The organism is Micromonospora sp. NPDC049801 (assembly GCF_040656575.1).
Taxonomy (GTDB): Bacteria; Actinomycetota; Actinomycetes; order Mycobacteriales; family Micromonosporaceae; genus Micromonospora.
This window is the reverse complement of sequence record NZ_JBFAMS010000019.1, coordinates 98,066-119,061: the sequence shown is the minus strand read 5'-3', so window position 1 is coordinate 119,061 and position 20,996 is coordinate 98,066. Positions and strand designations below refer to the sequence as shown.

Here is a 20,996-nt window from a genome sequence, read left to right as displayed (position 1 = left end):
GTGATGATCGAGTGGGGTGACAGTGGGCTCATGTCGTCAACGACCCTGCCCTCCCGTCGGCCCGTCGCCCCGGCTGGCCCCGGCGAAGGATCATCCCGCCACGGCCGTGGCTTCTGGGCGATCGCCCTGGCGTTCCTCACCGCGATGGCGTTCTGCACCGTTCCGTCCCCGCTGTACCCGCTCTACATGGCGCGGGACGGCTTCTCCACGTTCACGGTCACGATCGTGTTCGCGGCGTACGCGGTGGGTGTGGTGATCAGCCTGCTGCTCGCCGGGCACGTGTCGGACTGGGTCGGCCGCAAGAAGATCCTCATCCCGGCGCTGGCCCTGGAACTGGTCGCCGCCGCGCTGTTCCTGGGCGACGCGTCCCTGCCGGTGCTGCTGGTCGCCCGCCTGGTGAGCGGGCTGGGCATCGGCATGATCACCGCGACCGCGACCGCGTACCTCCAGGAGTTGCACGCGGCGCACCGCCCCGGCGCGTCCCGGCAGCGCTTCGAGGTGGTCTCCACCGCCGCGAACATCGGCGGCCTCGGCGTCGGCGCGCTGGTCGCGGGCGTCCTCGCCCAGTACGTCGACGCGCCGCTGCGCACCCCGTACCTGGTGTTCGCCGTGCTGCTGGCCGTCAGCCTCGTGGCGGTCGCGGCGACACCGGAGACCGTGTTGGAGCGGCCGGTCCGGCCCACCTACCGGCCGCAGCGGATCAGCGCCGACCACGGCGACCCCGCCGGGTACGTGGCGGCGACCGCCGCCGGCTTCGCGTCGTTCGCCGTGTTCGGCCTGTTCACCTCCGTGGCGCCGGGCTTCGTCGCCGGCGCCCTGCACCTGCCGTCGCGGGCGCTGGCCGGCGCGGTCGTGTTCGCCGTGTTCGGCGGCGCGGCCGTGGCGCAGAGCCTCACCACCCGGCTGCCCGCCCCGGCGAAGGTACGGCTCGGGTTGCTGGCGCAGGCCGTCGGCGTGCCCGTCGTGCTGGTGGGGATGCACACCGCGAGCCTGACCGCGTTCCTGCTCGGTGGCGTGCTCGCCGGCGTCGGCGCGGGTGTGCTGTTCAAGGCCTCCGTCGGCACGGTCGCGGCGATGGCCGCGCCGGCCCGGCGCGGTGAGGCCCTGGCCGGGCTGTTCCTCATCGCCTACCTCGGGATGAGCCTGCCGGCCCTCGGCATCGGGATCGCCACCCGCACGGTCAGCACGATCACGGCCATGAACTGGTTCACCGGCCTGCTTCTCGTCCTGCTGGCCGGCGTGACGGCGCTGTTCCGCCGCAGCTCCGCGAGCCGCTGACCGGACCGGGGCCGGGCCGGGCCCGGCCCGGTCCGCCGCGTCACCGTGGATCGGACCAGAACGGTTCCAGCAGGGCCGGGTCCGCGACATAGGCCGCCACCTGGGTACGCTCCGACTCCGTCAACGTGAGCGCGCGCAGCCGGGCCCCCCACTCGGGCACCCGGTCGGTCTTGCCCAGCGCCACCGACAACTCAACGAGCGCGGCCAGCGCCATCGCCTGCTCGACCACCGGGGCGTCCTCGGCACGGCGGCGCATCCCCGAGTCGAGCGCCCGGTAGGCGGCCCGGTCGTCGGTCTTGAACTCGCGCAGGATCCGCGCGTTGTCCAGCACCCGGGCCAGCCCCTGCAGCTCGGACGACCCGCCGTACTCCACGTCCTTCGGCTCGTCGCGGCGGATGAAGACGATGGTGTTGCCCGACGGGTCGACGATGCTGAACCGCGACGCTCCCGCCCGGAAGCGGGTCATCCGGGGCAGGCCCTTGACGAGCACCTTGCCGTACACGCGGCGCATCGCGTCGGCGAACGCCGCGTGGTACGGCGCGACCGCGTCGACCATGACCAGGGCGCCGCCGGACTGCTCCCGGGCCGGGTCGAGGTCCTTCGGCGCGGGGCCGTAGTGCAGGTCGAACCCGCTGAACCGGAACGCCAGATAGACGTACGGTCGCAGTTGCTCGTAGGTCACCTCGAAACCGAGGGCCCGCCAGAACGCCAGGGTCTCCTCGGGCGCTGGGCAGGGCAGCAGCGGCACGGTGGCCTCGTTCGGCTGGACACGGTCCTCGCTGGTCGTCACGGTCACTCCCCCGGTCGGCAGGCCGGCCATTGTGCCAGCATCGGCGGCGGATCGCGCCCGATCTCACCTCCTACCCAGGGAGGAGGCGGGCTCCGACCCGGGGCCGCGACCGGGGCCCGAGGTCGGACGCGTACGGCACGGGCGGCCACGAGCATCTACAGGCATGACTACCGTTCTGCGCCGGGCGGCGCGCTGGAACCGCCCGCTGACCCTCTTCGTGGCCGCGTCAGCGGTGCTCGCCGTCGTCGCCGCCGTCGGCGTCCTCGTCGACCCCCGCGTCCTCACCGGGGCGCCGATCTGGCTCAAGCCGTTCAAGTTCGCGGTCTCCTTCGTCGTCTACGGCGCGACGCTCGCGTGGATGCTGTCGCTGCTGCCGCGTCGCAGCCGGGCCGCGGAGTGGGCGGCGGCGACCATCGTCGCGCTGGCGCTGGTGGAGATGGTGGTGATCGTCGCTCAGGTGATCCGGGGTACGACCAGCCACTTCAACGACACCACCGCGCTGAACGCGATCCTCTTCGCGGTGATGGGCGCAGCGATCATGGTGCTGTTCGTCGCGCACCTCGTCCTCGCGGTCGTCCTGCTGATCCGGCGGATTCCCGACCGGGTCGCCGCGACCGCCGTCGGGTGGGGGCTCGGCCTGTCCCTGCTCGGTATGCTCGCGGCCGTGCCGATGGTGCTTCCGACGCAGGACCCGGGCATCGAGGGCGTCTCCGGGGCGCACAGCGTGGGCGTGGCCGACGGTGGGCCGGGGCTGCCCGTGGTCGGTTGGAGCACCACCGGCGGCGACCTGCGGATCGGGCACTTCGTGGGGCTGCACGCCCTGCAGGCCCTGCCGCTCCTGGCGATCCTGCTGACCCGGTACGCGTCCCGGCTCGACGCGCGTACCCGCGTCCGGCTGCTGGTCGTCGCGGGCACGGCGTACGGCGTACTCACTCTGGTGTTGACCTGGCAGGCCCTGCGCGGGCAGCCGCTGCTGCGCCCGGATGCCCTCACCCTGGCCGTCGTCGCGGCCCTGGCGGTCGCGACGGCGACCGCCACCGCCCTGGTGCTCGCGCGCCGCCGCCCGGAGCTGGCGCTCGCGGCATGACCGGGGCGCTGTTCTCGCTGACGTTCGCGCTGGCCGCGCCGTTCTGGGCGCTGATGATCCTGCTGCCACGCTGGTCGTGGACGGCCCGGATCGTCGGCTCGCCGCTGATCGTGCTGCCGGTCGTGGTGATCTACGCGCTGCTGGTGGTGCCGGCGTTCGGCACGGTGCTGCCCGCCGTCGCGTCGCCGACCCTCGACGGGGTGCGCGACCTGCTCGGCACACCCGACGGCGCGGCGGCGGGCTGGGCGCACATGATCGCGTTCGACCTGTTCGTGGGCCGCTGGGCGTGGTTGGACAGCCGGGAACGGGGGGTACCGGCGCTGGTCATGGCCCCGGTGCTGCTGCTGACCATCCTGCTCGGGCCGCTCGGCCTGACCGCCTACCTGGGCGTACGGGCCAGGTGGCGGCGGCCGGCGGTCGCAGCCGTCGACACCGGGCACCTAGGCTGACGAGCGTGGCGTGGTGGGGGCGGCTGTTCGACGCGCGGGACGCGCGCGGGCGGATGCTGCTGCTCGACCTCAGCGGATTGGGCTACCTGCTCTTCGTGCCCCACTCCGCTTCCGTGCCCTCGCCGACACAGTGGACCCTCGCGGTGGCCGCGTTCGCCGTGGCGGTCGTGGCGTACCGCCGGCCGGTGGTCAACCTGGTGGCGCAGACGGCGTTGCTGGCGGTCGCGATCTGCCTCGTCGACGACGTCACCATCAACCAGGTGGGCGCGAGTTGGGCTCTGCTCGAGGTCACCATGCTCGCGGGTCGCGCCCGCACGATCTGGCTGGCGGCCGGGCTGCTGACCGTGGTCGACCTGACCACCAGCATCGGTGCCCCGCTGCGCCAGGTCGGCTCCGGCGTCGTCGGTCTGGGCCTGGAGGTCGGCGTCCCGGTGCTGCTCGGCCTGGTCATCCGGGCCAACCGGGAGGTGGGCCGGCAGGCGTTGGAGCGGGCGCTCGCCGAGCAGCGACGCCGCGAGTCGGAGGGCCGGGCGGCGCGCGCCGACGAGCGCGCGGCCATCGCCCGCGAGCTGCACGACGTCGTCGCCCACCACGTGGCGTCGATGGTGCTGCGGGTCGGTGTGGCCCGGCACGTCCTGACCGACCTCGATCCGCGGGTGGACGAGGTGTTCGACGACGTGCACGGCACGGGCACCGCGGCGCTGTCGGAGCTGCGCCGGCTGGTCGCGGTGCTGCGCGACCCCGACGGGGTACGCGGCGACGCCGCGCTGACCGCGATCGAGCCCGCGGCGCTCCCCTCGGCGCTCGGCGCCGCCGTCGACCGGGCCCGCCAGAGCGGCATCACCGTGGAGGCCGACGTCGACGCGGCGATCGGCTCACTCGACGCGGTACGGGGTCTGGCGGTGCTGCGGCTGACCCAGGAGGCGTTGACCAATGTGGCCCGCCACGCGGGGACGTCCGCGCGGGCACGCCTGGTGGTGGCGGTCCGCGACGGGGCCGTGCACTGGGAGGTCACCGACGACGGGGGTGGTGTCGACGGCGACCGCACGTCGACGGCGGTGCCGGCCGGCGGCGGTCACGGCGTCACCGGGATGACCGAACGCGTCGAGGTCCTCGGCGGCCGGCTGGAGGCGGGTCCGACCGGTACGGGCTGGCGGGTGCGTACCGTCCTGCCGAACACCCTGCCCACGCCGGCTCCCCGGGCCCGCGCGGCCCCGCCCGGAACACCCACCCGGAGGCCGGCGTGATCCGTGTCCTGCTCGTCGACGACCAGCACCTCATCCGGGCGGGCCTGCGCATGCTGTGCGACGCGCAGACCGACATCGAGGTCGTCGGCGAGGCCGACAACGGCCGCGAGGCGGTCACCCTCGCGGCGCGGCTCGTCCCCGACGTCGTCGTCATGGACCTGCGCATGCCGGGCGTCGACGGGATCACCGCGACCGGGCGCATCCTCGCCGAACGTCCCGCCACCCGGGTGCTGGTGCTGACCACGTTCGGCGACGACGACCACCTTTACCCCGCCCTGAGCGCCGGCGCGTGCGGTTTCCTGCTCAAGGACGCGCCGCCGGCCGAGCTGTTGGACGGCATCCGGCGGGCCGCCGCGGGCGACAGCCCGTTCAGCCCGGAGGTGCTGCACCGCCTCGTCCAACGCGCGGTGCGGGCCCGCGTCACGCCGCCCCGGCAGCATGACGGGCTCACCGCCCGCGAGCAGGACGTGCTGACCCTGGTCGCCGAGGGCCTGTCCAACACCGAGATCGCCGAGCGGCTCCACATCGGCGTGACCACCGTCAAGACCCACATCACGAGCCTCATGACCAAGACCGACAGCCCCAACCGGGTACGCCTCGCGCTGTTCGCGCGCGGCGCCTGACCGGCGTCTCCTACCGGCCGCAGGCGTAGCCCTGCATGCCCCTCGGGTTCGCGCCCGCGGCGAGCACTCCGGTGGCCGGGTCCCGGGACACGGCGCAGAGCCGACCGAGGCTCCACGCGTCGGCGAGCCGCACCTCGTGCCCGTACGCCCGCAGGGCCGTCACCACGGCGGCGTCGAGCCGGTCCTCCACCAGCAGCACGCCGGGCTCGCGGTCGCGGGGGTAGAACGACGACGGCACGCCGAGGCTGTGCCAGGCGGGCGCGTCGATGGCCTGCTGGAGGTGCTGGCCGCCGACGAGGTGGCGCAGCAGGAAGGGCAGCTGCCACTGGTCCTGCTGGTCGCCGCCGGGCGTGCCGCACGCCAGGACGGGTTGCCCGTCGCGCAGCACCAGGGTCGGGCTGAGCGTGGTGCGTGGCCGGCGGCCCGGGGCGAGCGACGCGGGCAGTCCCTCCTGAAGCCAGCACATCTGCAACCGGCTGCCCAGCGGGAACCCGAGCTCGGGGATCGTGGGTGAACTCTGCAACCACCCACCGCTCGGCGTCGCGGAGATCATGTTGCCCCACCTGTCGACGACGTCGACGTGGCAGGTGTCGCCCCGGGTGACCCCGTCGGACCGTACCGTCGGCTCGCCCGTGGTGGGGTCCGGCACGTCGGCCCGGTGGGTGACGCCCGACCGCAGGTGGTCCGGCAGACGCGGTTGGGCACCGCCGGGGCTTCCGGGTCGCAGCTCGCTCGACGCGCGGTCCCCGATCAGGGCCGCCCGGTCCCGCGCGTACGCCGGGTCGAGCAGCGCCGGGGCGGGCACGTCGGCGCTGTCGCCGTACCACGCCTCGCGGTCGGCGAACGCGAGCGTCAACGCCTCGGCCTGGGCGTGGATGCCGGCGGCGGTGGCCGTGTCGTACGCGCCGTCGTCGTCGAGCGCGTCGAGCACGGCGAGGGTCTGCAGCAGCACCGGGCCTTGGCCCCAGAAGCCGGTCTTGGCGACCGTCCAGCCCTGCCAGTCGAGGGTGGTCGGCGTCTCCCAGGTCGCCGAGAACGCGGCCAGGTCGTCGCCGGTGACCAGCCCGGCGTGTGCGCGTCCGCTGGAGTCGCGGAACGGCCGTCGGCTGAACGCGTCGATCGCCTCGGCCACGAAGCCCGTGCCCCAGGCTCGGCGGGCCGCCTCGATCTGCGCCTCCCGGTCCCCGCCGGCCGTCTGCCCCGCCTCGACGAGTCGGCGCAGTGTGCACGCGTACACCGGGTTGGCGAACCGCTCCCCCGCGACCGGCGGCCGGCCGCCGCGCAGCCAGAGCTGGGCGGAGGTGGGCCAGTGCTCCTCGAACAGCGATCGCACGGCCGCCACCGTCGCGCCGACCGCGCCCACCAGGGGGTGGCCGGCGGCGGCGTAGCCGATCGCCGGTTCCAGGACGTCGGCGAGGGAGAGCGTGCCATGGTCGCGCAGCAGCAGGAGCCACGCGTCCACCGCGCCGGGCACGGCCGCCGCGAGCGGGCCGGCGCCCGGGACGAGGTCCAGGCCGAGCGACCGGAAGTGGGCGATCGTCGCGCCGGCCGGCGCGGGGCCCTGCCCGCACAGCACCGTCGGACGCGGATCCCGGGCGGTGGCGACGATCGCCGGCACCTCACCGGCCGGGCCGTTGAGGTGGGGTTCGACGACGTGCAGGACGAACCCGGCGGTCACCGCGGCGTCGAACGCGTTGCCGCCGCGTTCGAGGATTCCCATCGCCGACTGGCTGGCGAGCCAGTGCGTCGACGACACCATGCCGAAGGTGCCCTGCAGGGTCGGTCGGGTGGTGAACGACATGACAACACCTCACTGGGGGCCGGGAGGCGGCCCTCGGCGGCCGCCTCCCAGCGGGCAATGTTAGGCCGCGTTGTACGCCTGGGCGGTCACGGTGGCCTTGCGGGGCAGGCCCGGCCGGGCCGGCCAGGAGATCCGCACCTGACGCGTCTCCCCGGGCAGCAGCCAGAGATAGTTGTCGTCGAAGCGGGCCGGAAGGATCCGCTTCCCGTGCTCGTCGCGCACGGCGAGCCGGACCATGGCGGCGACCGTACGGCCCTGGTTGCGGACCGTCGTGGTGACGGTGTTCCGGCCGTCCACGATGCGTGCGGTACTCGTCGACGTCGACAGTCGCGCGCCCGCCAGGGTGGTGAGCGCCCGCATCTGCTCGGCCTTGTCGTAGCGCCAGTAGGTGTTCTCCGCGAGCAGCCGGTCCCGGCCGTCGCGCAGCTCCAATCGGACCAGGTGCAGCCCACCGCCGTCCGCCGACGCCACGGCGAACGCGGGCGTCGTCGACGAGCGCGGCACGTCCACCCGCTGACGCTGCGCGGCGCCCAGCGACCGGCCGTTGAGGTCGTACCGGCGGGCGGTGACCGTCACGCCGGTGAGCGCGGCCGTGGTGTGGTTGACCACCCGCGTCTGCCAGGTGCCCGGGTCGGCCTGGACGTGCACCGGCTCGCACCCCTTGCGGGCACCGAAGTAGGCGCCGTTGACGTCCAGGTCGTAGTCGTACGTCTGCCAGACCGTGCTGTGCCACGCCGGGTGCGACATCCACAGCAGCAGGCCGGTGGCGTCCTGCCACAGGTTGGCGTTCCACGCCTCGAACATGGCCCGGTGGCTCTCGTAGTTGACGAACTGCGCCCGGGCGGCGAACTCGTCGAGCGAGCCGGACGCGCCGAGCCGCGTGTCGATCGCGTCCTGGTACGTGCCGACGCGCTGGTTACCGATGGTCGACCAGTCGTGGTAGTTCCACACCTCGCCGATCGGCCACTCGGGAGCGTCGCCCACCAGGTTGCGCATGCTCTCGGCCACCGACACGACGGGCATGCCGATCTCGGTGTGGAAGCCGAACGAGTCGGCCTCGTAGATCGTCGCGTCGGTGTAGGTGGTCGGGTCGACCCAGCCGTACGGTCCGCGTCCGCTCACGATGCCGCTGGCGGAGTTGGGGATGTACAGAATCTCCGGGTGCTCGGTGGCAACGGCCTGCTTGAGGCCGGCGTCGACGATCGGCGGCGGGTCGCCCTCGTTCGCGCCGCACCAGACGACGATGCTCGGGTGGTGCCGGAACCGCCGGATCGTGTCGGCGGCGATGTCGACGTAGCCGGGCGGGTTTGGCAGGAAGCCGCCGGCCTGCCAGAAGTCGTTCCAGACCAGGATGCCCTGCTCGTCGCAGGCCCGGTACAGCTCCTCCCGGTTGCTGCTGCCCAGCCAGTTACGGATCATGGTGAAGTTCATGTCGCGGTGCATCTCGACCGTGTCGGCCAGCCGGTCCGGCAGCACCCGGCGCAGCAGCTCGTCCCAGCCCCAGTTGCCGCCCCGGACGAACACCGGCACGCCGTTGACGCTGATCTTCAGCTCGGTGATCTTGTTGCTGACCGCCTTGACGTCGGTCCACGACTGCCCGTCGTCGGACACCTGGATGACGAAGTCGCGGGCGTACGCCTGCTCCCAGACGATCGTCACCTGGTCGAAGGCGACCGGAGCACCGAGGTCGACGGCGATCCACTGGTTGTCCTCGAACGCCGACGACCACCGGGTCCGCGGGTTGCCGTCGACGGCCCGGTCCGGCCCGTTGGAGTCGCCGTCGGACGACGACGCGGTCGCCGTCCGGTGCAGCGCCAGGTCGACGTTCGGCTCGGCCTGCCGTTGCACCGACAGCCCCCACATCGAGACGCCCCACGAGGTCACCCGCGCGCCGGTCCGGACGCGCAGGTGCCGGGCGGTCCGGCTGGCGAACGTCTCGACCTGGGTGGCGCGGCTGCCCAGCGGGGTGTCGTTGCTGACCGACGTGACGTCCGTCCACTCCTGCCCGTCGGCGGAGACCTGGACGCGGTAGTCCAGGGCGTACGCCTGCTCCCAGACGATGGTGACCCGGTCGAAGTCGACGGCGGCGCCGAGGTCGACCTGGATCCACTGGTCGTCCTCGGCCTGCGAGGCCCAGCGGGTCGACATGTCACCGTCGACCGCCTTGGCGGGCACGTTGCTGTCGTTCTCCGCCGACGAGGCGGTCGCGTCGCGGCGCAGCGCGAGGTCCGGGCCCGAGCCGTCGGCCACCGACAGCGCGTACATCGAGATGCCCCAGCCGGTGGCGCGCTGGCCCGCCTGGATACGCACGTGCCGGGCGTGCTGCCGGTCGAACGTGACGGTCTGCGTGGCGGCCCCGTCGACGAAGTCCAGCGGCGGCTGGCCGGGTGGGGAGATCACGACCGGCTGGTGCCAGTCGTAGCCGAACTGGCGGACACCGAAGCGCAGCTCACGCCGGTCGCTGACCGCGCGCCCGACGGTGGCGGTGAGCGTCAGGTCGTAGAGGTGCGGCTCGCCGTAGCCGTTTGGCCACCACAGCCGGGGCTGGGCGAGGCGCAGCGCCCGGAAACGCTCGGGCGCGAAGGTGACCGTCGTGGAGGTGTGGGCGGCGATGGTCACCGTCGACTCGACGCGTACCTTGTCGAACTCCGCGCGCACGGTGACGGTGGTCGCGGTGGCCGTGGCGTTGCGCACGGGCACCCGGATGGTCACCTCGGCCGTGCCGGTGTCGGGCAGTTTCGGCAGCGTGGTCTCGACGTGCGGGTCACCGACGACCACGGCGCCCGTGCTGCGCAGCCGCACGTGGTCCCACAGCCCGGTGACGCGGTCCCGGACGGCGGGCATCCAGTCCCAGCCGGACACCGCCAGGTAGGTCGGCGCGTCGAGGTAGTGGTGGGCGGACTGGAGGAAGGTACGGCCGTCGGGGCCCTTGTCTCCGGGGGTGCCGACGTGCGGCATCGGGGTCACCCGGACGGCCAGGACGTGGTCGCGGTGGCCCGCGAGGGCGTCGGTGATGTCGAAGGCGGCCCGAGCGAACGGGTGCTTGACGCTGCCGACCTGCACGCCGTTCACCCAGACGGTGGCCTCGTGGTTGATGCCGTCGAACTCCAGCCAGATCCGGCGGCCGGCGGAGGTGTCCAGGCCGCGCGGCAACCGCAGCGCCCGCCGGTACCACCAGGTGTGCCGCGACAGCGCCTCGGGGATGCGCAGGTTGTTGAAGCCGGCGACCGGGTCGGGCAGGTGGCCCTGCTCGACGAGGGTGCCCAGGACGGTGCCGGGCACGGTGGCCGGCAGCCACGAGCCGACGTCGACACCGGCCCGGGACAACTCGGCCCCGTCGGTGGTGCCCGCGAAGTCGTCCATCGTCAACGACCAGCCGGATTCCAGCGCGACCGTGCCGTTCGGGGCCACCGTCAGCTCGGGCGGCCGGCCGGTGTTGCCGCCCTCCCAGCTCGTCCAGCCGTCCGCCTTCGGGCGAGGTGCCAGAGCGACGCCGTAGACCTGGAAGCCGTTCAGGCCGACCGGATTGGTGTTCGACCGTTTGGTGACCGTCATCCGGACCCAACGCGCGGTGACCGGCTCTGGGAGCTTGATGGCCTGTACGCCGCCCTGGCCGTCGGTGGTCTCGTACACCGACCGCCAGTCGCGGCCGTCGGTGGAGACCTCGATGCGGTACGCCGTCGCGGCGCTGGAGAGGATCTCGTCGCCGTCGGTGTCGGTGTAGTTGCCGTCGAACGGCCCGTCGGCGAGGGTCGCCTCGAAGACCAGGGTGACGGCCTCGACGCGGCACGGTGCCTGGAGGTCCACCGAGATCCACTGCGGATCGCCGTTCGCGGCCCGCCATCCGCTGCCCCGGACTCCGACCTGGGGCAGGCCGTCCACGGCGAACGCGGCGGGCGTCGGCGCGTAGTCGGTCGAGGAGACCGCCACCGGCCGGTATCTGGCCAGGTCAGTGGTGGTCGACGGGCCGCTGGCCGACGGCGCGGCGGCGGCAGCGACCGCGTCCGGCAGGACGGCGGTCACCCCGACCGACGCCAGCAGCGTCGCTCCGGCGGAGAGGAAGGTACGCCGCGAAACGGGCGATGGCTCGGACATTGCGCCTCCAGGGTGGCAACGTTGTCAGAAGGGACGGGGGTATGTGACAACGTTGTCAGATGGTGGCCCGATGTTTCCCGGGAGTCAAGAGGCGGTGTCCTATCCACTGGGGGAGCGGGCGTCAGGTCGCCGCCCGCTCCCCGAGGAGCGTCACTCCGGGTACGACGGTCCCGGCTCGGTGCGCAGCATCCGCTTGAGCATCCGGTCGGCGGCCCGCATGTCGTCGGTGATCAGACGGGTCCGCACCGTCCCCTTGCCGGTCAGCTTGCCGCCCACCTCGAACACCGTGCTCTCGCCCGGCAGCGGCACCGCCTGGCAGCCCGTGTACGTCTCGGCGGGCAGCCGACCGTCCAGCAGGTAGGCGTAGACCGGGTCGTCCACGCACGGGGTGTAGTACGGGAAGACGCCGTGGCTGCCCTCGTTGTCGACGCTGATCATCGACGCGCCGGGGAGCTTCTTCGAGGCCGCCAGCGCGCCCTCGTACGCGGTCGCCACGTCGAGCTCGTCCTGGAGCATCAGCACCTTCGGGAACGTCCTGCGGTCGAACTTCGGCATCCGGTTGCTGGTCGGCCAGTACGCGCACGCCGGCGGGTTCTGCAGGTACGGGGCGACCAGCGGCGCGTCCCGGGTGAGGCGTCGGCTGAACGCGTTCCAGTGCGCGATGCTGTCGTTCCACTGCCCGTCCTGGCAGCGGATCACCTCGAAGACGTAGTCGATGTCGTACGTGTACTCGTCCGTGCCCTGGGCCAGCAGGGACCGGTCACCCTGGGTCTTCAGCGTCGCCTGGGCGGCGACGCGGGACTGCTCGATGTACGCCCGGCCGTCGGCCGTGATGCCCGGCGCGGCGAGCAGCTTCGCGGTCGCGGCGCTGAGGATCTGCTCGGGCGTCCAGCCGTTCCACTCCTCGTAGTACTGGATGACGGTGTTCACCGCCGCCGCGGCCGTCGGATAGTTCTGGGTGTCGTAGAGCGCGCCGAGGATGAACCAGCCGAACATGAACGGTCCCATGCCGACGCGGGTGCCGCCGGCCCGCTCGAACATCTCCCGGATCTTCATCGGGTCGCTGCCCCGGCCGTACAGGTCGTCGTGGCGGGCCATGTACGGCAGCAACTGCTCCTGGAACGCCCGGTCCCGGGTGAACGGTTGCAGGTCCCAGGTCTCCTGCAGCGTCGGCGAGCCGACCGCCGCCACCGAGTCGAGCACCATCCGGCCCGTCCGGCTGCCGAACGTCGCCGCGTACCAGGTGCCCAGCCAGGTGCCGTACGAGTAGCCGAGGTAGTTGAGCTTGCGCTCGCCCAGCAGCACCCGGATGAAGTCCATGTCGTACGTGGTCTGCTCGGTGGTGATGTACTTCGTCAGCTCGGTGCTGCGGCACCCGCGCACGTTGGCCTGGGTGATCAGGTCGTTGGTGTTGTCGGTGTCGCGGTAGGTCACCGTGCAGAGCAGCGGGGTGCTCTGCCCCACCCCGCGCGGGTCGAAGCCGATCACGTCGTACCGCTCGGCGAGGGCGGGCGCGGACCGCGCCACGTACGGCGCCAGCGACAGGCCGCTGCCGCCGGGGCCACCCGGGTTGACCAGCAGGATGCCCGCCCGGTCGGGGCCGGACGCGGCGGTGCGACTGATCCGGACCTGGATCGTCTCTCCGTCGCGCGGGTGGTGCCAGTCGCGCGGCACGGTGACCGTCGCGCAGGACAGGCGTAGCTGCGCCTCGTCCTCGGGGCTGACCTCGGTCAGCCCGCACGGCTCCCAGGCGAGCCACTGGGTGGCCAGGGACGCGGCCAGGGCGGCGGTGTCCGGCTCGGTGGCCGTGGCCGCGTTGGCGGCGGTGCCGGCCGCGCCGCTGGTCAGGGCCGCCGCGACCAGGGTCACGGCGAGCAGGGCGGCCGGCCGGCGCACGCGGCGTGGGTGGCGCGACCCGGTCGTGGGATGGGGCATCGTCCCGTCCTCTCAGACAGCGATTGATCGAACGGACTTCACCCTGGCCCAGGAGTGTTTCGCCGCCGCCGTCCCGCCGTGACGAAGACCGGTCATGGCAGGATCCGGCCAGTTACAACCAGCCGCGGCGGGTGGCCTGCACGCCGAGTTGGAACCGGCTGCGCGCGCCCAGCAACTCCTGGAGGCGGCTGACCCGACGGTGCACCGTACGGTTGCTGACACCCAGGTCACGGGCGATCGCCTCGTCGGTCAGGCCGGCGGTGAGCAGCGCGAGCAGCCGCTGGGTGGCCACCGTCGGCTCGGCGTCCGGTTCGGCGGTGTCGGCGGTGGCGTGGATCGGCGCTCCGAGCCGCCAGAACACCTCGAACAGCTCGGACAGCCCCTCCAACAACCGGGAGCGGTGCACCAGCACCGCGTCGGCCTCGTCACCGCTGGCCCGGGGCAGGACGACCAGAGCACGCTCGGCGTCGGCGAGCATCATCTTCAGGGGCAGCTCGGGAAAGACGCGCGCCTGCTCACCGGCGGCGACCGTGGCGCGCACGGCCGCCAGCATCGCCTCGTCGTGCAGCAGCTCGCCCTCGTACACGCACCGGTACCGCCGCCCGCGCCGCAGCGCGTCGTACTGCACCTCCTCCGGCACGCGGGTGGTGTCGCGCAGGTACGGCCCGCGTTCCAGACCGCGCACCTCGGCGTGGGCGCCGGCCTGCAACTGGCGGAACAGCTCGCGGACGGCGTCCTTGCCCTCGATGACCTCGACGAACGCGGCGCCCGCTCCGTGCACGGCGGTGTAGAGCCCGGAGAGCGTCTCGGCGGCGGCGCGCGCCCGGGCGGCCTCCATCTCCCGCAGCGCGGCCCAGTTCTCCAGGGCGGTACGCGGTGGCCGGACGTGCAGCACGCCGGCGTCGTCGCGGTGCACGGCGCCGCTGCTCAGCAGGCCGGCGAGCGCGCGCGTGGCCCGTGGCGAGGCGGTGGTCAGGAAGGTCCGCTGCGCCACCGGCGCCACCCGCAGGAGGTTTTGGTAGACGTCCACGGCGTCCGCCGTGAGCGGGAGCGATTCCACGTCCAGGGCGGGCGTCACGGCGGGGGGACCGATCCGCATGCCGGCGATCGTAGAGCGCGTCGATGTCGACGGTTCACGCAGGTCGGAGGGCATTTATTGCGATCATTCCGGGGCCGCGTCCCCGCCCTGGCCGGGCTCGCGACGGTACTCGGGTTGCAGCCGTGCGCTCGTGAACGCCGACTTCACCGCCGCCGTGAGCGCGGCGATGTCGTACGCCCCATGGTGGCGCTGGCCGTTGACGAAGAAGGTCGGCGTGCCGGTGACGCCGCTAAGGTCCGCCGACTCGACGTCCTCGGCGACCCGGTCGACGCCCATCCGCTTGACCATGTGCTCCCGGAACTCATCGAGATCCAGGCCGAGCTGCTCGGCGTACCGCAGCAGGTCGGTGGGGTTGAGCGCGTCCTGGTGGGCGAGCAGCAGGTCGTGCATCTCCCAGAACGCGCCCTGGTCGCCCGCCGCCTCGGCGGCCTCGGCGGCGACCTGCGCGTGCGGGTGGACGTCGGTGAGCGGCAGGTGCCGCCAGACGTACCGAACATTGGCGAAGTCGGCCAGCAGCTCCCGGACCGCCGGCTCGGCCTGCCCGCAGTAGGGGCACTCGAAGTCGCCGTACTCCACCACCGTCACCGGCGCGTCGAGCGATCCGCGCAGGTGGTCGCGCTCCGGATCCACCGGAAGTTTCAGGTCGACGATGCCCATGGCCATGCCGAGCAGCGCACGGGCGCGGCGGGTCGGCGAGAGCCGGGCGACGATCCGGAACAGCAGCCAGGTGAGGACGGACGCGCCCACCGTCGCGACGAGGATGCCGAGCTTCGCCTCGTCCAGCGCCGGGCCGTGCAGGGCATGGTTGGCGATCAGGAGCGCCACGGTGAACCCGATACCGGAGACCGTGCCGACCCCCACCACGGCGATCCAGCCGACCGGCGGCCGGAACCGCTCGCCGCTGAGCCGGGTCACCAACCACGAGGTGATCACGATGCCGACCGGCTTGCCGACGACATACGCCGCCACCACGCCGAGCGTCACCGGAGACGTCACGGCCCGGCCCAGCAGCTCGCCGTCGATGACGATCCCGGCGTTCGCCAGCGCGAACAGCGGCACGATCACGTAGCTGGCCCACGGATGGTAGAGGCTCTGTAGTCGTTCGTTCGGTGACAGCGCCGCGGTGAGCCCGGCCTGGGCCATCCGGGCGAGCTTGGGGGTGGGCTGCTCCCGGAAGAGGCGGAACTGGTCGCTCGCCCACTGCAGGTCCTTGCGGCCCGGGTCGTACGCGTAGGTCAGCAGCCCCATCAGCAGGCCCACCACGACCGGGTCGACGCCGGACTCCGACACCGCGAGCCAGGCCGCCACCCCGAGCAGCGTGTAGAACCACCCGTGCCGGATCTTCCAGACCCGCAGGAGCAGCACCACGGCGAAGATCAGAGCCGCGACGAGCAGCGCCCTCGGCGAGGAGTGCGACGGGTAGGCAACCGCCAGCACCGCGATCGCCACCAGGTCGTCGACGACCGCGACCGTCAGCAGGAAGGCCCGCAGCCGGTCCGAGAAACGCGGCCCGAAGACGGCCAGCGCGCCGAGCGCGAGGGCCGTGTCCGTGGCCATCACCGCACCCCAGCCCACGGCGGTCGACCGTCCGGCGTTGATCGCCAGGTAGATCCCGATCGGCAGCAGCATGCCGCCGAACCCGGCCAGCATCGGCAACCACAGCCGACGCCGCTCACGCAGCTCACCGATGTCGAACTCGCGGCGCAACTCCAGGCCGGCGACCAGGAAGAAGAACGTCATGAGGCCGCTGTTGACCCAGGTACGCAGGTCGTGCGAGACGGGCCAGTCGCCGAGCCGGACCGACAGGCTGGTGCGCCACACCGACTCGTACGACGACGGGTGCAGGTTGGCCCAGGCCAGGGCCACCACGGCGGCGAGCAGCACCACCCGCGCGCCGCCCGTCTCGGTGCGCAGGAACGCGCGCAGCGGGGCGTTGATCCGCCCCTGCCAGGCCGTCCGGGCGGACCACCCCCGGTGCGCGTTGTCGCTCGTCACGGAGGCAATCTTCCTCGGCCTGACCGACTCCCGGCGCGGATTCGCGATCGTCTCGGGCATGCACGGAACGCGACTGGTTGGTAGCGTACCGGTGATCTCGCTGGCGGTGGCCGGCGGTGGTCCCCTGGGGAGGGTCAGCATGTGGGCGGACGACGCCGCGCTCGACGCGGCGGAGCGCCGGCTCGACGAGTGGGAGTCGTCGCTCGCCGAACGGGCGGAACGGGCCAAGACGCTGTCGACGCGGATGCGGGAGCTGACCGGCACCGCCCACACCCCCGATCGGACGGTCCTGGTCACCGTCGACTCGGCGGGCCTGCTGATCGACCTGCGGCTCGACGAGCGCACCCGGCACCAACCCGCGGCACGCACCGCCGAGCAGATCGTGCACACCACGAGAGCCGCCCGCTCCGACCTGCTGCGGCAGGTCGCCGACGTGACCACGGAGTCCCTCGGCGACGACGCGGGCGCGCGGGCCATCATCGACTCCTACCGCAGTCGGCTGCGCCACGATCCGGGGCCGAACGATGCCCCGCGGTGACGGCATCCAGGTCGACCCCGACGACCTGACCGCCCACGCCGCGCGCCTCGATCGCTGCGCCGGCAGCCTCGACACGACCCAACAGGCAGGCCAGCACGTCCGGTTGGGCACCGACGCGTACGGGCAGCTCTGCGCACTGATGCCGACACTGCTCGACGGCCTCCAGCGGACCCTGGTCGACGGCATCGGCGTCGCCGCGGGCTCGGTGCGGGACACCGCCGGAAAGCTGCGGACCAGCGCCGACCGCTACCGACACTCCGACGCCCACGCCAAGCACCTGCTCGACGGGGTGCGGCAACGCCCGTGACGTCCAACCCGCTCGTCGCCACCGCAGCGGACACCCCGCCCAGCGCCTGGGCGGGAGTGTGGATCTGCGAGGACATCGAACTCATCGCGCAGGGCATCCGCAGCGGCAGTTGGATCGACGGCAGCCTCGGCGTCGTGAGCGCCGGCCTCGACGCGCTCGCCTTCGTCTCCGACCCGGTCGGCGCCCTGCTCCAGTACGGAATCGCCTGGCTCATCGAACACGTCAAGCCGCTCAGCGAGGCGCTCGACTGGCTCGCCGGCGACCCGGCGCAGATCACCGCACACGCCCAGACCTGGCGCAACGTCGCCACCTCGCTCCGCGAGGACGCAGCCGAGCTGACCCGCGCCGTCCGCGACGACGTCGCCGGCTGGGGCGGCAGCGCCGGCCCCGCCTACCGCGCCTGGACCGCCGAACAACACCAGGCCATCACCGGCCTCGCCCAGGGCGCCGACACCATGGCCGCCATCACCGAAGGCGCCGCCGGCCTGGTCGCCGCCGTCCGGCTCCTGGTCCGCGACGCGATCGCCACCTGCGTCTCCCGCCTCATCACGTACGCGGGCGAACTCGTCTTCACCGGCGGACTCGCCACACCGCTGGTGGTGGAACAGGTGACGACGCTTGTGGCGTCGTGGGGGGCGCGGATCGCGCGGATGCTTCGTGCACTGCTGGCCAGCCTGCGACGGTTGATCCCGGAGGTACGCCGGCTCGGCGACCTCATCGAGAAGCTCAAGCAGGCGCTCGGACGGCTGCAGAAGCAGTCGCCCGGCTCGCAGAGGCCCGACAGTCCCGAGCCGACAAAGATTCCGAGTGACCCCAGCCGACCGGACTTCAGTGAGGCCGAGATCGACCCACGGAAGATCACCGCCTACGCCATGAACCCGGAGCACCCGGTCGGCAAGAACAAGTATCGCGTCATCAACTCGGCCACCGGCCTCGGTCCGGACGACGCCGACGTGATCATGCAGCAGATCCGCGAAGGCGTACTCGCCGGCAAGCCGCTGCCAGGTAAGGCGGACGATTTCGGCCAGCGGTGGTCGGTGGACCTTCCTCTGACCGGGCCGGATGGCACGATCACCGTCCGCACGGCCTGGATACTGGAGAACGGGGCATCCGCACCTCGGATGGTGACCATCTCGTTCCCGCCAAAGGAAGGATGACATGTTGGAGTTGTACGACGTGGTTGAGCTCCGAGAGCCCATTCCGGAGGAAGAACTGCCTGCCGGGTCAGTGGGAACAGTCGTTCACATTTTCAGCGGTCCCCCGGCAGCGTACGAAGTCGAGTTCGCCGATGCCGATGGCCGCACCGTCGCCATGGTCACGCTCCGGGCCGATCAGGTAGTTCATCGAGGCGAGTAGCCGTTCCGGCGGACCATGGCCGGTGCGGATTGTGGCTAGCCACGGGGCATCCTCCCCGCCCGGATTGCCACCCGATCCAGATTCGGCACGCTCCTGCACCACCCGTTCGGCCCGTACTGCGGAGGCCGCCCCAACGGATAGCCTGACACTCACCAACTTCGATGTCCTGGTCTCGACTCGGCGCGGAGCACGTGCACTGTGGACGGTGACGGAAGGAGACTCCATGCGCGGACGCAGATGGGCGACGCTGGCGGTGGCGGCGACGCTCGCAATCGGTGGACTCGTCGGAACCGGCGCCGCCGCGGCGGCAGCCGACCCGCAGGGCGGCACACTCCGCGGCGTCTACTCCGATGGCCAGTTCTGCAACAGCTACGGCAGCGAGGGTGCCCGCACCGGCCAGTGGAGCTGGTACTACTGCGAGTACCGCCAGTACGGTCCCAACGCACCCGGGTTCTACTTCCTCTGGACCTTCACGTACTGAGCGTTGGTTCCGCCGCCGGCCCCGCTCGGCCGGCGGCGGCTCCCCTCATCTGCGTAGGCGGCGGGAGCATTCGCCGTCGTGGCCGTCGCGCAGGAGGCAGCGCCGGCCGCCGGGCAGCCGCAGGTCGCAGAAGACCCGGTGGCGCAGGAACTGCTGATCCTCCTCCGAGACGGTGATCTCCCCCGGGTCGGCCATCGGCAGCACCAGCATCCATCGACCGATGACCCGAGCCAGGCGTTGCGCGGCGGGCAGGTCGGTGGCGACGACGGGCAGGTGGATGACGTACCGCTGGCTCACTGGGCCTCGTCCCGCTCGTTGCGGGCACGGGCCTGATCAGTCTGCCAGCGACGCAGCCCGGCCTTGATCCGGACGGTCTCGCGGCGACTTTCGGCGAGAGCGGCGTAGACGGCGGCCATGTCGGCGGCGACCCGGTCAAGGAAGGCGTACACGTCGTCGGGGTTCAGACCGCGACGTCCGAGCCCGGCCGGCGTGAAGCGGCGCTCACGCACCTGCCACGGCAAGAGACCGGTGTACGCGCCGGAGCGATCGGTCCCACCACCGCTCGCCGCTCTGGGTCGCTCGTTTCTGGCGTTCATGTCTGCCTGCCTTCCTGACGCGGAGGGGCGAGGGTGTTCGGGGAGCACGGCGGCCGTTCGGGGGGACCGGCCGGCCGCCGTGCTGTGATCAGCCTGCGACAGTCCGCATCGGAAATGCAACGTTCAATACCGCGATTTCCCCGTTGTGCATTGACTTTCTTTGCTGAAACCCGTAGGAGTTGCAGGAACAGGTAACGCAGTGTTGCGTGTTGGAACCAGGGAGTGTGCGGATGCCCGACGACATTGGATCGACCGTGCCGCGCCGGCAACTCGGCCGGCTGCTACGCCAGTTCCGCAACGAGGCCGGGGTGACACTCGATGCCGCCGCCGAAGCGCTCGAATACAGCCGGCAAAAGATCTGGCGTCTCGAATGCGGCCAGGGCTCGGTGCGGGTGCTCGACGTCAAGGCGATGTGCGAGCTGTACGGGGTGTCGTCCGAGATGACCGAGGCGATGCGCGGACTGGCCGCCGAGACGAAGTCGAAGGGCTGGTGGCACGCGTACGGCGATGCGGTACCGAGCTGGTTCGAGCTGTACGTCGGCCTGGAATCCGCCGCCGCCCACCTTCGCCGTTACGACGAATCGCTCATCCCTGGGATCCTTCAGACCAAGGAGTACGCCCGCTCGCTCTACCGCCTCGGCGGGATGCTGAACGAGGAGGAGCGCGAGCGGGCGGTACAGGTCCGACTTCAACGGCAGGCATTGCTCATTCGACGCTTGCCGGCTGCTCCCAGGCTTGAGTCCGTGCTGTCTGAGGCGGTACTCCGTCGCAGCGTTGGTGGCTCGCCGGTCATGATCGAGCAGCTCGCTCACCTCACCAAACTGTCCGAGCTAGCAAACGTCAGCGTCAGGGTGCTGCCGCTGGCCGCAGGCCCGCAGCCGGGCGCGGTTGCGGGGTCCTTCGTAATTCTGGACTTCCCGGCGACCAAAGGCGGTCGTGCCGCCCCGGAACCGTCGGTGGTCTACAGCGAGTCGTTGACCGGGGCGCTGTACCTCGACAAGCCCGACGAGTTGGCCGCCTACCAGCGCGTCTGGCGAGGGCTGGATGCGCTGGCCCTCAGCGAGGCAGAATCGACTGACATGATCAAGCAGATTTCCGGGGAGATGCGGCATGACTGACCTGACCGGCGCCGCTTGGCGCAAGAGCACCCGCAGCGGCGACAACGGCGGCGACTGCGTCGAGGTCGCCACCAACATCCCCGACATCGTCGCCGTCCGCGACTCCAAGGATCCGGCCGGACCAGCTCTCACCTTCCACCCAACCGCTTGGTCCGCCTTCGTCGGCAGCACCCATGAGAACGCGCTGATCCACTGAACTCA

At 72.1% G+C, this 20,996-nt stretch carries 20 protein-coding genes; 12 read left to right on the top strand and 8 right to left on the bottom strand.

Annotated elements, in window-relative coordinates; translation table 11 throughout:
- Positions 1 to 30 precede the first annotated feature (30 nt).
- Positions 31 to 1,278: an MFS transporter gene (locus tag AB0I89_RS28775; RefSeq protein ID WP_357133172.1), complete on the top strand. Its 1,248-nt coding sequence runs from the start codon at positions 31 to 33 to the stop codon at positions 1,276 to 1,278.
- 40 nt (positions 1,279 to 1,318) lie between these two features.
- On the opposite strand, the gene AB0I89_RS28770 is transcribed toward AB0I89_RS28775, so the two are convergent.
- A complete protein-coding gene (locus AB0I89_RS28770; RefSeq protein WP_357133170.1) occupies positions 1,319 to 2,068 on the bottom strand; it encodes a glyoxalase in 750 nt (249 codons plus the stop codon).
- A gap of 163 nt (positions 2,069 to 2,231) precedes the next feature.
- Between AB0I89_RS28770 and AB0I89_RS28765 the strand changes: the two genes are divergently transcribed.
- From AB0I89_RS28765 to AB0I89_RS28750, 4 genes are read left to right on the top strand one after another with little or no spacing between them, the layout of a single operon-like run.
- Complete coding sequence (locus AB0I89_RS28765) at positions 2,232 to 3,155, top strand: hypothetical protein (RefSeq protein WP_357133168.1); 924 nt, start codon at positions 2,232 to 2,234, stop codon at positions 3,153 to 3,155.
- Positions 3,152 to 3,604, top strand: coding sequence for an ABA4-like family protein (locus AB0I89_RS28760; RefSeq protein ID WP_357133166.1), 453 nt, complete (start codon positions 3,152 to 3,154; stop codon positions 3,602 to 3,604). Before AB0I89_RS28765 ends, AB0I89_RS28760 begins: the two co-directional genes overlap by 4 nt.
- 5 nt (positions 3,605 to 3,609) lie before the next feature.
- Positions 3,610 to 4,851 carry a histidine kinase gene (locus AB0I89_RS28755; protein ID WP_357133164.1) on the top strand — a complete coding sequence of 414 codons (1,242 nt, stop codon included), beginning with the start codon at positions 3,610 to 3,612 and terminating at the stop codon, positions 4,849 to 4,851.
- The gene (locus AB0I89_RS28750) at positions 4,848 to 5,474 is read left to right on the top strand and encodes a response regulator transcription factor (protein ID WP_357133162.1); all 627 of its coding nucleotides are present in this window, start codon (positions 4,848 to 4,850) and stop codon (positions 5,472 to 5,474) included. The genes AB0I89_RS28755 and AB0I89_RS28750 overlap by 4 nt, the downstream gene beginning before the upstream one ends.
- Before the next feature lie 10 nt (positions 5,475 to 5,484).
- Here the strand turns inward: AB0I89_RS28750 and AB0I89_RS28745 are convergent, their stop codons facing one another.
- The 5 genes from AB0I89_RS28745 to nhaA form a co-directional block, all read right to left on the bottom strand.
- Positions 5,485 to 7,275 (bottom strand): gamma-glutamyltransferase, encoded by a 1,791-nt coding sequence (locus AB0I89_RS28745; protein WP_357133160.1) that lies wholly within the window; start codon positions 7,273 to 7,275, stop codon positions 5,485 to 5,487.
- A gap of 60 nt (positions 7,276 to 7,335) precedes the next feature.
- Positions 7,336 to 11,370 carry a discoidin domain-containing protein gene (locus AB0I89_RS28740; protein ID WP_357133158.1) on the bottom strand — a complete coding sequence of 1,345 codons (4,035 nt, stop codon included), beginning with the start codon at positions 11,368 to 11,370 and terminating at the stop codon, positions 7,336 to 7,338.
- A 150-nt stretch (positions 11,371 to 11,520) separates the two neighbouring features.
- Positions 11,521 to 13,305 (bottom strand): alpha/beta hydrolase, encoded by a 1,785-nt coding sequence (locus AB0I89_RS28735; protein WP_357133156.1) that lies wholly within the window; start codon positions 13,303 to 13,305, stop codon positions 11,521 to 11,523.
- A gap of 112 nt (positions 13,306 to 13,417) precedes the next feature.
- Positions 13,418 to 14,404, bottom strand: coding sequence for a LuxR C-terminal-related transcriptional regulator (locus tag AB0I89_RS28730; RefSeq protein WP_357133154.1), 987 nt, complete (start codon positions 14,402 to 14,404; stop codon positions 13,418 to 13,420).
- A 63-nt stretch (positions 14,405 to 14,467) separates the two neighbouring features.
- Entirely contained in the window at positions 14,468 to 16,399 is a 1,932-nt protein-coding gene (gene nhaA, locus AB0I89_RS28725; protein WP_357133152.1) for a Na+/H+ antiporter NhaA, read from the bottom strand.
- A gap of 58 nt (positions 16,400 to 16,457) precedes the next feature.
- On the opposite strand from nhaA, the gene AB0I89_RS28720 reads away from it, so the two are divergent.
- From AB0I89_RS28720 to AB0I89_RS28700, 5 genes are all read left to right on the top strand, one after another.
- On the top strand, positions 16,458 to 16,937 hold the full coding sequence (locus AB0I89_RS28720; RefSeq protein WP_357133150.1) for a YbaB/EbfC family DNA-binding protein: 480 nt from the start codon (positions 16,458 to 16,460) through the stop codon (positions 16,935 to 16,937).
- A complete protein-coding gene (locus AB0I89_RS28715; RefSeq protein ID WP_357133148.1) occupies positions 16,924 to 17,244 on the top strand; it encodes a type VII secretion target in 321 nt (106 codons plus the stop codon). Before AB0I89_RS28720 ends, AB0I89_RS28715 begins: the two co-directional genes overlap by 14 nt.
- Entirely contained in the window at positions 17,241 to 18,401 is a 1,161-nt protein-coding gene (locus tag AB0I89_RS28710) for a WXG100 family type VII secretion target (protein WP_357133146.1), read from the top strand. The genes AB0I89_RS28715 and AB0I89_RS28710 overlap by 4 nt, the downstream gene beginning before the upstream one ends.
- A gap of 1 nt (position 18,402) precedes the next feature.
- Entirely contained in the window at positions 18,403 to 18,600 is a 198-nt protein-coding gene (locus tag AB0I89_RS28705; protein WP_357133144.1) for a DUF4926 domain-containing protein, read from the top strand.
- Between the two features lie 223 nt (positions 18,601 to 18,823).
- Positions 18,824 to 19,081 (top strand): hypothetical protein, encoded by a 258-nt coding sequence (locus tag AB0I89_RS28700; protein WP_357133142.1) that lies wholly within the window; start codon positions 18,824 to 18,826, stop codon positions 19,079 to 19,081.
- 45 nt (positions 19,082 to 19,126) lie between these two features.
- Here the strand turns inward: AB0I89_RS28700 and AB0I89_RS28695 are convergent, their stop codons facing one another.
- Together AB0I89_RS28695 and AB0I89_RS28690 are read right to left on the bottom strand one after the other, a co-directional pair.
- The gene (locus AB0I89_RS28695; RefSeq protein ID WP_357133140.1) at positions 19,127 to 19,378 is read right to left on the bottom strand and encodes a hypothetical protein; all 252 of its coding nucleotides are present in this window, start codon (positions 19,376 to 19,378) and stop codon (positions 19,127 to 19,129) included.
- Positions 19,375 to 19,677, bottom strand: coding sequence for a DivIVA domain-containing protein (locus AB0I89_RS28690; protein ID WP_357133138.1), 303 nt, complete (start codon positions 19,675 to 19,677; stop codon positions 19,375 to 19,377). Before AB0I89_RS28690 ends, AB0I89_RS28695 begins: the two co-directional genes overlap by 4 nt.
- 230 nt (positions 19,678 to 19,907) lie before the next feature.
- On the opposite strand from AB0I89_RS28690, the gene AB0I89_RS28685 reads away from it, so the two are divergent.
- Both AB0I89_RS28685 and AB0I89_RS28680 read left to right on the top strand, forming a co-directional pair.
- Complete coding sequence (locus AB0I89_RS28685; RefSeq protein WP_357133136.1) at positions 19,908 to 20,795, top strand: helix-turn-helix transcriptional regulator; 888 nt, start codon at positions 19,908 to 19,910, stop codon at positions 20,793 to 20,795.
- A complete protein-coding gene (locus AB0I89_RS28680; RefSeq protein ID WP_357133134.1) occupies positions 20,788 to 20,991 on the top strand; it encodes a DUF397 domain-containing protein in 204 nt (67 codons plus the stop codon). The genes AB0I89_RS28685 and AB0I89_RS28680 overlap by 8 nt, the downstream gene beginning before the upstream one ends.
- Positions 20,992 to 20,996: the final 5 nt, after the last annotated feature.